General features: G+C 62.2%; 9 protein-coding genes and 2 pseudogenes. 5 read left to right on the top strand and 6 right to left on the bottom strand.

Annotated elements, in window-relative coordinates:
- Window positions 1–12: 12 nt before the first annotated feature.
- Window positions 13–1,125 carry a non-hydrolyzing UDP-N-acetylglucosamine 2-epimerase gene (wecB, locus tag RLDS_RS31825; protein WP_031297372.1) on the bottom strand — a complete coding sequence of 371 codons (1,113 nt, stop codon included), beginning with the start codon at window positions 1,123–1,125 and terminating at the stop codon, window positions 13–15.
- Between the two features lie 168 nt (window positions 1,126–1,293).
- Between wecB and RLDS_RS31820 the strand changes: the two genes are divergently transcribed.
- Both RLDS_RS31820 and RLDS_RS57165 read left to right on the top strand, forming a co-directional pair.
- On the top strand, window positions 1,294–2,613 hold the full coding sequence (locus RLDS_RS31820) for a UDP-glucose dehydrogenase family protein (protein ID WP_031297371.1): 1,320 nt from the start codon (window positions 1,294–1,296) through the stop codon (window positions 2,611–2,613).
- Window positions 2,613–2,735, top strand: coding sequence for a hypothetical protein (locus RLDS_RS57165; protein WP_021224550.1), 123 nt, complete (start codon window positions 2,613–2,615; stop codon window positions 2,733–2,735). Before RLDS_RS31820 ends, RLDS_RS57165 begins: the two co-directional genes overlap by 1 nt.
- 3 nt (window positions 2,736–2,738) lie before the next feature.
- Here the strand turns inward: RLDS_RS57165 and RLDS_RS31815 are convergent, their stop codons facing one another.
- Window positions 2,739–3,587 (bottom strand): ABC transporter permease, encoded by an 849-nt coding sequence (locus RLDS_RS31815; protein WP_021224549.1) that lies wholly within the window; start codon window positions 3,585–3,587, stop codon window positions 2,739–2,741.
- A gap of 118 nt (window positions 3,588–3,705) precedes the next feature.
- On the opposite strand from RLDS_RS31815, the pseudogene RLDS_RS31810 reads away from it, so the two are divergent.
- A pseudogene (locus RLDS_RS31810) lies at window positions 3,706–3,907 on the top strand (GcrA family cell cycle regulator); the annotation flags it as partial.
- Here the strand turns inward: RLDS_RS31810 and RLDS_RS55070 are convergent.
- A pseudogene (locus RLDS_RS55070) lies at window positions 3,900–4,337 on the bottom strand (Ppx/GppA phosphatase family protein); the annotation flags it as partial. The pseudogenes RLDS_RS31810 and RLDS_RS55070 sit on opposite strands and share 8 nt — an antisense overlap.
- A 321-nt stretch (window positions 4,338–4,658) precedes the next feature.
- On the opposite strand from RLDS_RS55070, the gene RLDS_RS31805 reads away from it, so the two are divergent.
- Both RLDS_RS31805 and RLDS_RS56840 read left to right on the top strand, forming a co-directional pair.
- On the top strand, window positions 4,659–8,000 hold the full coding sequence (locus RLDS_RS31805; protein ID WP_031297370.1) for an autotransporter domain-containing protein: 3,342 nt from the start codon (window positions 4,659–4,661) through the stop codon (window positions 7,998–8,000).
- Between the two features lie 431 nt (window positions 8,001–8,431).
- Window positions 8,432–8,881, top strand: a complete 450-nt coding sequence (locus RLDS_RS56840) for a plasmid pRiA4b ORF-3 family protein (RefSeq protein ID WP_236616787.1) — start codon at window positions 8,432–8,434, stop codon at window positions 8,879–8,881.
- A gap of 343 nt (window positions 8,882–9,224) precedes the next feature.
- Here RLDS_RS56840 and RLDS_RS55065 read toward each other — a convergent pair whose 3' ends face one another.
- The 3 genes from RLDS_RS55065 to RLDS_RS31790 form a co-directional block, all read right to left on the bottom strand.
- Window positions 9,225–9,719: a MarR family winged helix-turn-helix transcriptional regulator gene (locus RLDS_RS55065; protein ID WP_084514635.1), complete on the bottom strand. Its 495-nt coding sequence runs from the start codon at window positions 9,717–9,719 to the stop codon at window positions 9,225–9,227.
- 104 nt (window positions 9,720–9,823) lie between these two features.
- Entirely contained in the window at window positions 9,824–11,200 is a 1,377-nt protein-coding gene (locus RLDS_RS31795; protein ID WP_021224544.1) for an MFS transporter, read from the bottom strand.
- Window positions 11,197–12,897: a thiamine pyrophosphate-requiring protein gene (locus tag RLDS_RS31790; RefSeq protein ID WP_021224543.1), complete on the bottom strand. Its 1,701-nt coding sequence runs from the start codon at window positions 12,895–12,897 to the stop codon at window positions 11,197–11,199. The genes RLDS_RS31795 and RLDS_RS31790 overlap by 4 nt, the downstream gene beginning before the upstream one ends.
- Window positions 12,898–12,935 lie beyond the last annotated feature (38 nt).

Raw genomic sequence — 12,935 nt, 5'->3', positions numbered from 1 at the left:
CCGGCCGCCCCATCACGCCCCGCCGATCACCGCCGCGATCCGTTCGGCCGCTTCCCCGTCGCCGAACGGATTATGCGCCCGCGCCATCGCCTGATAGGCGGCGTCATCGTCCAGCAGCGCCAGCACTTCGCGCACGATCCGTTCGCGATCCGCGCCCACCAGCCGCGCCGTGCCCGCGTGGACGCCCTCGGGCCGCTCGGTCGTTTCGCGCATGACCAGCACCGGCTTGCCGAGCGACGGCGCTTCCTCCTGCACCCCGCCACTGTCGGTCAGCACCAGATGGCTCATGTCCATCAGCCGCACGAAATGCGGATAATCCAGCGGCTCGATCATCGCCACATTGGGCAGGTCGCCCAGCACGGCATCCATGACCGGGCGGACATTGGGATTGGGATGGACCGGAAAGATCACCGCCACATCCGGCCGCGTAGCGATATCGGCAATCGCGCCGGCGATCGATTCCATGCCGCCGCCGAAATTCTCGCGCCGGTGTGTCGTCACCGCAACGATCCGCTTGCCCGCAAAGCGCGCCGCCAGATCGTCCAGCCCCCGCGCCATGTCGGGCGCGGCGCGCACCCGGTCGCGCGTCGCCAGCAGCGCGTCGATCACCGTATTGCCGGTGATGTGGATGGAGGCGGGATCGCGATTTTCCTTCCGCAACGCATCCGCCGCGGCCTGCGTCGGCGCGAAATTCATGTCGGCGATGCAGGCGACGACCCGCCGGTTCACCTCTTCGGGCCAGGGATGATGAATGTCGCCGCTGCGCAGCCCCGCTTCGACATGCGCGACCGGAATCTTGCGATAATAGGCCGCCAGGCTCGCCACCATCGTCGTCAGCGTGTCGCCATGCACCACCACCCGGTCGGGCTTTTCCGCGTCGAACGCCTTGCCCAGTTCGACGATCAGCTTCGCCGTCAACCCGTCCAGCGTCTGGTTGGGCACCATCACGTCCAGGTCGATATCCGGCACGATCCCGGCAATCTCCAGCACCTGATCCAGCAAGCCGCGATGCTGCGCAGTTACGATCACACGCGTATCAATGCCCTGACGCCTTTGCAGCGCATGGACGACCGGGAACATCTTGATCGCTTCGGGCCGCGTCCCGAACACAATGGCCACCTTCACATCACGCTCCCTCATCATGTCCTGTACCGCCTGTCGCAGAAATTGGTATACAGCCACTGAACATCTTGTGTATTTCCGCGCTGCAATGCAGCAAGCGGCACGGGCGACATGCTATGGGACTGTCGCGCCGCTTGGGCTTATTCTCAAGGGTGGAGCGGGGAAGATCGCATGAAAATCACGATGATCGGCACGGGTTATGTTGGCCTTGTGTCGGGGGCCTGTTTTGCGGATTTCGGGCATGACGTGGTGTGCGTCGACAAGGATGCGGGCAAGATCGCGGCGATCGAATCCGGCCGCATGCCGATCTTCGAGCCGGGCCTTGATCAGCTGGTGGGCAATAATGCCGCGGCCGGTCGCCTGACCTTCACCACGGATCTCGCCGCCGGGGTCAAGGGCGCGGACGCGATCTTCATCGCGGTCGGCACGCCCTCGCGCCGGGGCGACGGGCATGCGGACCTTTCCTATGTCTATGCTGCGGCGCGGGAAATCGTCGGCGCGCTCGATGGCCCTGCCGTCATCGTCACCAAGTCGACCGTGCCCGTGGGCACCGGCGACGAGGTCGAGCGGATCGCGCGCGAGCTGCGCCCCGATCTCGACATCCAGTGCGTCTCCAACCCCGAATTCCTGCGCGAAGGCGCGGCAATCGGCGACTTCAAGCGGCCCGACCGCGTGGTCGTGGGCACCACCGGCTCTGAGCGCGCGATCGCGGTGATGAGCCAGATCTACCGGCCGCTCAACTTGAACCAGGCGCCGCTCATGTTCACCGGCCGCCGCACCGCCGAACTCATCAAATATGCCGCCAACGCCTTCCTCGCGACCAAGATCACCTTCATCAACGAGATGGCGGACCTGTGCGAGGCGGTGGGCGCGGAAGTGCAGGACGTGTCGCGCGGCATCGGCCTCGACAATCGCATCGGCGGCAAGTTCCTGCATGCAGGGCCGGGCTATGGCGGCTCCTGCTTCCCCAAGGATACGCTGGCGCTGGTCAAGACCGGCCAGGATCATGACGCGCCGATCCGCATCGTGGAAACGGTGGTGCAGGTCAACGACCTTCGGAAAAGGGCCATGGGCCGCAAGATCGTGAAGGCGCTGGGCGGTGACGCGCGCGGCAAGACAGTCGCGCTGCTGGGCCTTACCTTCAAGCCCAATACCGACGACATGCGCGACGCCCCCAGCCTTGCCATCGTCCAGGCGCTCGAGGATGCCGGCGCGACCATCGTCGCCTATGATCCCGAAGGCATGGAGGTCGCCGCGCCGATGATGCCGTCGGTCACGATGGCGAGCGACGCCTATGAGGCCGCCGACGGCGCCGACGCGCTGGTGCTGGTCACCGAATGGGACATTTTCCGCGCGCTGGACCTGAAGCGCATCGCCGCCTCCATGGCCGGCAAGGCGCTCATCGACCTGCGCAACATCTATCCCCTCGCCGAAGCCCAGGACGCCGGCTTCACCCTGACCCGTGTCGGTGGCAGCGGGGCGACGGCCTGATGCGTCTGCCGCAGGATGGGGAGGCGCGCGAACGCCCTCCCCGCCTGCATCACTGGATGCTGGCCGCCGCGATCCTGTTCATCCTCATGCTCGCGGGGCCACTATTCGCGGCCTTCCTCTGACGATCAGGCCTTGATCTTCCACCCGCGCCGCAACAGCGTATAGCACAGCCCGCCGAACAGCAGGTTCAGCCCCAGCAGCACCGCGCTGCCCACCACGACATTGGTATCCGCCGCCGCGACGAAGCCATAGCGGAAGCCCGAAATAATGTAGAAAAACGGGTTGGCGTGGCTGATTCCCTGAAAAAAGGCAGGCAGCCGGTCGATCGAATAGAAAGTGCCCGACAGCAGCGCCAGCGGCCCGATCACGAAATTGGTGATCGCCGCGCCATGGTCGAACTTTTCCGCCCAGATGGAGGTCAGCACGCCCAGAAACGCGATGAAACTGGTGCCGAGCAATCCGAACCACAGCACCGCCCACAGATGCGCCGGCGTCACATGCACGCCCGGCCACATGGCCATCGCCAGCCACAGGGCGCAGCCCACGAACACCGCGCGCGTCACCGAGGACGCCGCGAGCGCGAACAGCAATTCCCCCACCGAAATCGGCGGCATCAGATAGTCGACCAGTGTTCCCTGCACCTTGCCGACCATCAGCGAAAAGCTGGCATTGGCGAAACAGGCGTTGATCATGCCCATGATGATGAGGCCCGGTGCGATGAAATCGGCAAAGGCCACCGCCTCGCCGCGCAGCGATACCGTTCGCCCGCTCCCGCCCAATGCGACGATGAAGATGATGAGGAACATCAGCGTCGTGATCGCCGGCGCCCATACCGTCTGCAACTGCACCTTCAGGAACCGGCGCACCTCCTTGCGGTAGAGCGCCCAGGTCCCGGCCCAGTTCACGTTGCGAATTTGCGGGACGCCCGGCTCGGCAAAGGGCGAGTCGGCGGCAATTTTGGGCTGGTCGTTCATGGTGGGATCGACTATCGGCTGGTCCGTTGTGCTGCAAGGGTTCAGGTCCAAAGGATTTGAACCTGATGCGCGGGCTTCCCATATGGGGAGTGATCCCAAATCTGTAAGGAGTTTTTCATTGTCCTGGACTGACGAGCGCATCGACCAGCTCAAGGCGATGTGGGAACGCGGCCTGACCGCCAGCCAGATTGCCGAGGAACTGGGCGGCGTCAGCCGCAACGCGGTGATCGGCAAGGCGCATCGCCTTGGCCTGCAATCCCGCCCGTCCCCGGTGAAGGCGAACGAGACGCCCAAGCGCGCCGCCGCACCCACCCGCAAGCATTCCGATCCGTTGGATGCGCGGCGACACGCTTCGGTCGCGACCGATCGCGCAAGCGTCACATGGCGGCGGCGCAGCTTGTCGGCGCAGACGGAGAGGGCCGCGATGGCCCGGTCGATTGCCGCGTCGCTGATCCGTCCCGACGACGCCAATCCTTCGCCCAGCCGGACGATGCGCGAAAAGGCATCGACGACGATGAACCCGTCAGCCGATGGTTTGGCGATCAGCAGCCGGCAATTATTGGTGCCCAGATCAATGGCGGCATAGGATCGCCGGTCACGCGCGCCCGCGGACGAAAAGCCCCGCTGCTTTGCCGGGGGAGGAATGGCCGCAGCCTTGCTCCCATTGCCCGATCCGGAACGGGCATGCTTGCCCACATAACCGCCGGACGGGCCGGAACTCTGCGGCGATGGGCGGCTCTGCTGCACCATGCCGTAACTCGCTTCTTCTGTATCGCCGACCCCGTTTGGGATCGGAACTTGCCCTCATGCTTAAGCAGAAGAGCCGCGATACGCAAGGCAGGACCAGATGGACGGAACGTGCGCGTAACAGTCAGCGACGCAAGCAGGGCAAAGACGTGATAGGCGAAAGACAGACGAGATGGACCAGCGGCACAGAGACGGCCAGTCCCGATGAAAGTCGATCGGCAGCACAGTGACTAATTTACGACAGGCATAAACTTTATTTGCCCCGCCAATTGTCTTCGCCAATTCCGTTGGTTAGCTTCGCCTCCGGTCTATGGGGAGTTTATCATGCACATTCGTAAGAATGGGGCGGGGATGCTGGCGCGCGCCGGTCGTTCCAGCCTCTTTGCCTCCGTCGCTGCCGCAGCGCTGAGCATCGCACCTGCCGCACAGGCGGTCGTGCCGAACGACAATTTGACTCCGGACGACATTGTCGACGGCAGCGACGTGAACGGCGTCGGCATCATGTATCGCGACGACGGATTTGTGTGCACCGGCACGCTGATCAATCCGCGGACCGTGATCTTCGCGGCCCACTGCGTGAACGACCTGACGACGCCTGATTACAGCACGGTCAATGGCGGCGTACCCGTGGCCTTCGCCTTCCAGAATGACGCCCGTCCGGGCCTGATCGACTGGATTTCGAACGGCTATCGCACCAACACATCGCTTAGCGTCTATAACGTCAACAATATCGCCTATCATCCCGACTCGCTCGATCCGCCGGCGCTCAGCTTCCTTTATGGCGACGTCGCGATGGCGACGCTGGACACGCCCGCCGCCGATGTGCCGACATGGACGATGCTGTTTTCCGCCCTGCCCGCGCCCGACGCGATCAGCGAAACGGCCGGCACCGGCTATCATGTCACCATCACCGGCTATGGCCGCACCGGCAGCGGCACGACCGGCAATAGCGGCGGCATCGATTTCCGCCGCAAGACGGCCGAGAATTTCCTCGGCATGCTTGGCTCGCTGGATGATGTCGACAGCTTCCTGTTCGGCTCGGCCGGCGGCTATACGCAAAATCTCTACCAGACGGATTTCGACGATCCGGATCGCGAAAATCCGTTCGACTTCAACGCGTTCAAGGATGACGCGCTGCCCAATGAAGGCAATACGGCGGGCGGCGACTCAGGCGGCCCGCTGATCCTGGATCAGACGTTCGATGAAAAGACGATTTTGGGTGTTTTGTCGGGCGGCAGCCGCTATTTCTTCGACCAGCCCGAAAGCTCCTATGGCGGCACGTCCTTCTATCAGCCGCTCTACCTGTTCTGGGACTGGATCGCGGAAAACAACCCGTATCGCTACGCCACCGCCAAGGCGGGCGATGGCAATTGGAGCGACGCCGATCACTGGGTGACGGCGCTCGACCCCAATTACCGGATCATCGACAGCACCGGTTCGCTGGTGAACGGCGTTCCGACCTCGCCGGGCGCGGGCGCCTTCGGCCAGGATGACGCGCAGAAGTTCGGCCAGCTCTGCTATCAGCCGACCGACGGCTCGTCGGACATTTGCTATGATGTCGGCACGCAGACGCTGATCGTCGATGGCGAACCGGTGACGGACGGGACGGAAACCGCCACCAGCACGGGCGGCAAGACCGTCACGAACAACAAGGGCAAGGTGGAAATCGCCGAGCGCAGCCCCACCGCCGCCAATGTATCGCTGGATACGACCGCGCAGCCGCAGGCGGAAGGCGACGTCACCGCGACGGCCCTGCCCGACGCGACGCTGGCCAACGGCCTGCCCGGCGCGAGCGGATTTGTCCCCAATAATATCGATCCGGTCGCGTCGGAAGGCATCATCGGCCGCTATTATGACGTGACGCTGAGCGCGGCGGGCACCACCACGCTCGACACCGACGTGACCATTGATCGCTTCACGATTTCGGGCACGGAAGCCGCGCTCGACATCACCAGCGAAGGATCGCTGACCAGCGAGATGGACGTAGCCCATCTGGCCGGCCGCGTGAATGTCGATGGTGCGCTCAACAGCACCGGCGATTACTTCCTGCTGTCGGGCCTGCTATCTGGCAGCGGCACGGTGCGCACCCCCTTCCTCACCAACGTCATGGGCACGATCGCGCCCGGCGGCGTCGGCACGGTCGGCACATTGACGGTCGAGGGCAATGCGATCCTCACGTCCGGCAGCACCCTGCACATCGATATCGGCCCCAATGGCACGTCCGACGTGCTGGCGGTCAAGACCAGCGAAGCGGGCGATGACGGCGTCGCTTCGGTCGGTGGCCGCGTGGCCATCGGCGCCACCAGCGGCACCCGCCCGCGCTATGGCGACAGCTATACTTTCGTCACGGCCGAAGGCGGTGTCGAGGGCAGCTTCGAACAGCCCGCGCAGCTGACCGCGATCCTCAAGCCCGTGCTGAGCTACAGCGACAATGCCGTTTCCATGCGCATCGACGCCGGGCTCTATGCCGATGTCGTCAATGGCGCATCGGTCACGCAGACCAGCTTTGCCCAGCTGCTCGACCAGAACCGGTCGCTCTACGCCAACTACGCCAATCTCTATGGCGAGGCGGACCTGCTGAGCGTCGAGGGCATCCAGGCGACGCTGGAGGCGATGGCGCCGCGCACCGAAACGCTCAAGACGTCGATGAGCGAAGTGCTCAACGATAATATGGCGCGTTTCTATCGTGACCGCCTGACCAAGCTGGATGGCGGAGCCATGGGCGGCACGCTGACCATGACGGGCCAGCCGATGCAGTTGGCAGCCGCAAGCCTCAACAATATCGACCTCGGCATGGACCAGGGCGGTAATGAAAGCGTGACGCGCGAAGGCGTGCTGCCCGACGACATGAGCGCGTTCCTTGCGGGCGGCTATATCGACGGCAAAGCGCAGCCGATGCGCTCGATCATGCCGATGGGCCGCGACACGTTCGACGGCTGGTATGCCGCGCTGGGTGTGGAAAAGGCGTTCGGGGACAATGGCGTCGTTGGTCTTTCCGCCTCGTTCAGCGAGTTGAAGGGCAAGACGGCCGCCAGCGACTGGGGCCGGGCGCGCCTGTATCAGGGCACCGTCTATGGCGCGTTCGACCTTGGCGGGCTGAAGCTCGACGCGGTCGGCAGCGCAGGCACCATGGCAACGCGCTCGCGCCGGTCCTTCTCGGTCGGCACGACGCCCTACACCCTCTATGGCAGCGACCAGGAACTGGCGCTGTCGGGTGAAATCGGCCTCAGCAAGGCATTGGGCACCGACGCATTTAGCATCGTGCCGCGCGCGGCGCTGCGTGGCGCCTATATCAGCTCGGGCAATCTGGCTGAATATGGCGGGGATGCAGCGCTGGTCATCCAGCGCAAGGCGATCCAGAGCGCGCAGGGCCGCCTGGGCGCCACGGTCAAGTCCGATCGCGGCGGTTTCCGCCCCTATCTGACCGCCAATTACGTCCACGAGTTCCGCGATCAGCCCGCCTTCCTGCAGGCGAACCTGATCGGCGGCACCGGCCCGCTCGCACCCTTCGCGCTGGGCGGTCAGGACAAGAACTGGGCGGAAATCGGTGGTGGCCTGACCGTCACGACCGGCAATGTCGACATCAGCCTGTCGGCGGATACGACCGCCTGGCGCAGCGACGTGGAATATCAGAGCTATCGCGCAAGCCTGAAATTCCGCTTCTGAGTCGCCATTTGAACAAAGGAAAGGCCGCTCCCACGCTGGGGCGGCCTTTTTCTATGGACGCCCGGATCAGACTGGCGACGGCCGCAGACTATATCAACCTATCTGCATTCCCATCCGGGAAAACGCGCGCATGAGGCGGGGCGCCTCCACGCCCCCTGTGTCGACATCACCTTCATCAGGAGCTTGAGGCCGCGCGTTGAGCGAGTCTCCATCTCGCAGGATTGTATCGCCACGAGTTTGAAAGCGGTATCTTCGGTCTGCCCATGAACACGCTCAAGCTGGCGGGCATGTATCGTGGAAACCAGGAAAAACCCGGATAGCCGCATAAATGGCAGATCGCCTGGCATCGGCTCACAGCTCAGACACGGCAATCGCCAGACATGCGTCGATGTAAATTGGCGGAGAGGGAGGGATTCGCACTCAACGGCTAAGTGACTGATATACAGAGCCTATATTCGAAACTACTGACCCAAATGCCACGAAAAGTACCACATCGACATTTTCGCCTGAAAACAGATACTTGTCACCTGAGTTCGACGGAGGGTCTCTCTATCGAACCCACCGTACATTTGCAAGACTTGTGGGCTAAAATCGAGCATAGCGTCAAGATCGAGCGCGTCAGCGCGGCCAGCCCGCACCTGACATATCCGCTCATCCTCGATGCAGTAGGCATGCGCCCGCCGGAGGACTGTGGCGGGCCATGGGGCTATGCCGAAAAGCTCGAAGCGCTCGGCGACCCTCAGCATGAATATGATGAAGAAGCGCTCGATACTCTCGGCGACGACCATGATCCCAACGCCCAGCCCGATATCCCCTTGATCGAGGCAAGGCTGGAAGCGCTCGCGAAAAAATGGGCGCCGCGGACACGCCGGAAAGCCTGACAAGCCGCGTCAACGCCACCTTCCGTCGGCGCTTACGTCCGAAACGCAATCGTCTCACCATGGTCGAACGGCCAGACCGAGGGACAGATCACGCGTCTTAAACTTATCAAGCGACAGATGTATGGCCGGGCAAAGCTCGATCTGCTCGAGGCCCGATTGGTAGGGGCAACATGAGGCTAACCACCAGCAAAAGTGAGTCAGAGCCAATTCTCAATGGAAACCCCGGGTCACATCTCAGTGGCAATCAACACTTGTGTCCCTAAATGAAAAACCCGCGCGGGTTGTGCAGTAGTAAGGAAGCAATCAGCAATACTTTAACACCATTCAGTTTACTCACTGCGGTTCAACATTGGTTCGCTAGTTCGGATGCTAGCCGTTTCAGAGTATCCAGGAATCTCGCGCGTTCATTGCTGCCCACGATACGATCGATCTCCGCATCATGTGCCAAAGCATGATTTTCCAGCCGCGCCAGGTGTTCTTCCCCGTTCGCGCTCAAAGAAAGTCGAAGATTACGACGGTCACTGCCGTCCCGCGTTTTTACTACCAAGCCGGCTTTGCCCAGTTCTCGCAGTGACGTTGTAAGGGTTGATTTGTCGCGTCCCGCAGCGATACTGAGCTCTGTCTGGTTAATGCCTGGATTGTCGTGGATGATCCGCAACAGTGAATACCAGCCGGGCCATATGTGGGTGTCTCCGACCCGCCGCGCATAGGCTGCGAACGATGCCTCCTGTGCTAGACGCAGGTGGTAGCCGATGACATTAGCAAGACCTTCAGTAGCCCGCGTCGAACTGTCCCCTCCGTCTTCATATTTCAGCTCTGCCGAGGGTTCGACGTCCATCTATCTACCTTGCTTTAAACGATACGGTTCTGCGGCGTATCAAACGCCATTGATGCCGCTGTACCATAAAGCTGAGGGGTAGAGAAATTTCCGCTGCACTGCACTCAATATGCGCGAGTCACGACTGCGGGCCGAGCATGGTTCCGGATCCCAAGTAGAGCAAGAGCGACTACGAACATGACAATGGCTATTGACCAATGGAAGCCCGCCGCCGCACCCCAGCCAATTACCATAGCTCCGAGCAAGGAACTGGCGATTGCGCCAACCCTGCCGATGCCCGTGGCGGCCCCCACACCAGATGCGCGAAGTGACGTCGGATAAATTGCTGATCCAAGCGCATAGAGCGTCGTCTGCACGCCGTTGATGAAGCCGCCCTCAAGCGCAAGCAAGGTGAAGAGCATGGGCAATGAAAGGGTGGCGGTCGGCATAAAAGCGAGGGCGACAGCCGACAGGATGGCGGCAAACGCCATCGTCACCATAGTCACCCTCGAGCCGAAACGACTGATGGCCCAGCCGCCGCACAATGCCGCTACAACCCCGCCAAGGTTGAAGGCTACAAGTCCTCTGCTGGCAACCACGATGTCATGACCGTCGTCCGCTAGCAGCGTAGGAAGCCAATTGAAGGCTGCATAGACGGACATGAGCGAGAAGAAGAACGCGGTCCACAGGAGAAGTGTGTCTAGCCTCAGACTGGATGCAAAGATCGACCCTTCCGAATGCCGCTTCTCTGAAACGGTGCATCCCTCGGACATCAGCAGAGGCAGGCCGTCTGACGGATCAATGCCCATTCGACGCAGGATGGCTGCGACCCGATCGGCATTTTTGGGTGACCGCGCAAGGAAGCGGACAGATTCGGGCAATGCGATGACGATTAGGCCGCAAATCGCAAGCGTCACCGCGCCCGCACCGACAAAGAGCGAGCGCCATCCCAGAAGCGGCATGATAAATGATGCGGCAGTGCCGCCAATCACCCCGCCGAGGGGCACGCATACAATGGTGATGACCACGGCAAGACTGCGGCGTCTCGCGGGCGTGAATTCCGCCGCAAGCGCGGCGACATTGGGAAAAGCTGCGCCGAGACCGATACCGGCGCAAAGGCGTAGAGCAGCAAGCGTACCGGGACCGTCAGCCAGCCCGATCAACGCAGTAGCGACCCCGAAAAGCAGGACGCTGCCCACCAGAGCAGATTTTCGTCCGAGCCGGTCGCCGATGAGGCCGCCGCCGATTGCGCCGAAGAACATCCCGAGCTGCGCAGCGGCAAGCGCCATGGAGAGGTCAGCCTTGGCCAATTTCCAGTCGCGTAGAATATGCGGCAAGGCAAACCCGAGCGCCTGATTGTCGAACCCGTCCAGCAGAATGGCCAGCGAGACGAGACAAAGCAGAAGCTTCTGATACGGACTCCAAGGCGCTCTATCAATCAGGGCGCCGATGTTGGTTGCACGGTCATCGCCGCCTACCGGGTCCGCCCCGCTGAGGATCATGACAGCCGCGCCTCTACTACGACGGAAAGGCCCTGCTCCAACGCTTCAAACGCCTGGTGCAATATCACATCAACATCACTGTCGGCGTCGATAACGAAAGATGCTGCCCCGCCAGAGGCAGCTGCGATGCCGCCATAATCGGGTGCCGGCGAGAAGCTGAGATCGAGATCGTCCGCCTGGCTCGCATAGCCGCTGGGGTGGACGGCGAGCGCGGAGTGTCGCGGCGCGTTCCACCCGTCATTGTTGAGAACGACCTGTAGGAAGGGCGCATTGTATCGGCGGGAAATCCAATGAACGCTCGACGGTGTCGTGAACATGTAGGAGCCATCGCCCGTCACCGCCACGACGGTCGCATCCGGCCGGGCCAACTTGGCTCCCAGCGCCGCGCCCCCGTTCCAACCCAGCGAACCGCCACCGCTCGCAAACATCGTACCCGCTTGCGTGGGCGCCAAATGGTCGAAGACAGGCTGATAGTTAGTGATACCTTCATTAAGGAGGATCGTGTTGGCATCCACATGCTGCCGCAGCGCCGCCATGAGCCGGCCGATAGACAGCCCACCGCCCGATTGCTCCCTGTCTTCCAGCGCGCGCCGTCGCTCCGCAGCCATGGCGCGATAATGCGCCGCACGCTCCTCCACGTCGGTGTCCTGCAAGGCAGTATCATCTAGTGCGTGAAGCATCTCCGCCAGAGCGGTACCCGCGTCCGCACGAAAGCTGCCATGGGGCTCGATGTACCATAACGGCATCTGTTCCTTCAGGGGATCGACATCGATATGATAGACACGCGCGTCGTCCGCCGGACTATTCTTTGTAGGAATCCACGGAACGTCGCTGTCGATCACAAGGACAAGGTCGGCTTCCGCAAGAGCGATATTGCGGCTCGGCTCATTCCAGTAATTGCCGAGATACATGGGGTGGTCATGCGGAAGATTGACGTAGCTCGGCACCGACTCGATGACCCCAATACCAAGGCGCATGCTCAATTCGGCCAGTGCATCAACCGCATCAGCGTTGCGGCCCACGTAGGAGGTAACGATCAAAGGCCGTTTGGCGGTTGCAAGAGCACAGACCAGCTTCCGAGCATTACTGGCTCCGAGTGAGGTGGGCTCCAGTGGCTGCCACCGATCCATATCGATGTCGCGTGGCTCGCATTCCGCCTCCATCACTTCGCGCGCCATCATCAGATAGACCGGCCCTTTCGGATCGGATTTAGCGAACTGCATGGCCCGGTGGACCATCTGCTTCACATTCGCGCCAGTACGAATTTCGTTATCGTAGCGCATATAACCACGGACCAGTCCACGCTGATCGTGGACATCCTGAATCCACTGGATGAACTCGTTGCGGCTACCGACCATCTCCCCTTCCTGCGTGAAGGGTGAGGAGCCAGCGAAAATAAGGACGGGCACACGGCCCTTCGCTACGTTGTGAACAGCGCCCGCAAGCGCCTGCGTCCCGCATTCGACATGGATGATGACCGCCTGCGGCTGACCACTGACTTGTGCGTAGCCCTGGGCCATGCTCAGAGCGACCATCTCGTTGGGGCAGGTAATCATGCGCGGCACGGGATTGCCCAGAGCCCGCGCTCTTGCAATCGCTTCAACCAGGCCCGGATGATCACTGCCCAAATTGACGAACGCGTGGGTGATCCCCTGTTCGACGAGGGCTTCGAGGAAGGCTGTAGCGCTAGTATACATTCTTTACTCCAGCGGCCATGCGGCAGCAGACAGGGGAA

The sequence above is a fragment of the Sphingobium lactosutens DS20 genome (genome assembly GCF_000445105.1).
GTDB lineage: Bacteria > Pseudomonadota > Alphaproteobacteria > Sphingomonadales > Sphingomonadaceae > Sphingobium > Sphingobium lactosutens.
The sequence above is the reverse complement of the archived record's forward strand: the minus strand, read 5'-3'. Positions and strand labels throughout refer to the sequence as shown.

Coding starts and splice junctions, on each gene's coding strand:
- RLDS_RS31820 (WP_031297371.1), top strand. CDS start 1,294: ATGAAAATCACGATGATCGGCACGGGTTATGTTGGCCTTGTGTCGGGG.
- RLDS_RS57165 (WP_021224550.1), top strand. CDS start 2,613: ATGCGTCTGCCGCAGGATGGGGAGGCGCGCGAACGCCCTCCCCGCCTG.
- RLDS_RS31815 (WP_021224549.1), bottom strand. CDS start 3,587: ATGAACGACCAGCCCAAAATTGCCGCCGACTCGCCCTTTGCCGAGCCG.
- RLDS_RS31805 (WP_031297370.1), top strand. CDS start 4,659: ATGCACATTCGTAAGAATGGGGCGGGGATGCTGGCGCGCGCCGGTCGT.
- RLDS_RS55065 (WP_084514635.1), bottom strand. CDS start 9,719: ATGGACGTCGAACCCTCGGCAGAGCTGAAATATGAAGACGGAGGGGAC.
- RLDS_RS31795 (WP_021224544.1), bottom strand. CDS start 11,200: ATGATCCTCAGCGGGGCGGACCCGGTAGGCGGCGATGACCGTGCAACC.
- RLDS_RS31790 (WP_021224543.1), bottom strand. CDS start 12,897: ATGTATACTAGCGCTACAGCCTTCCTCGAAGCCCTCGTCGAACAGGGG.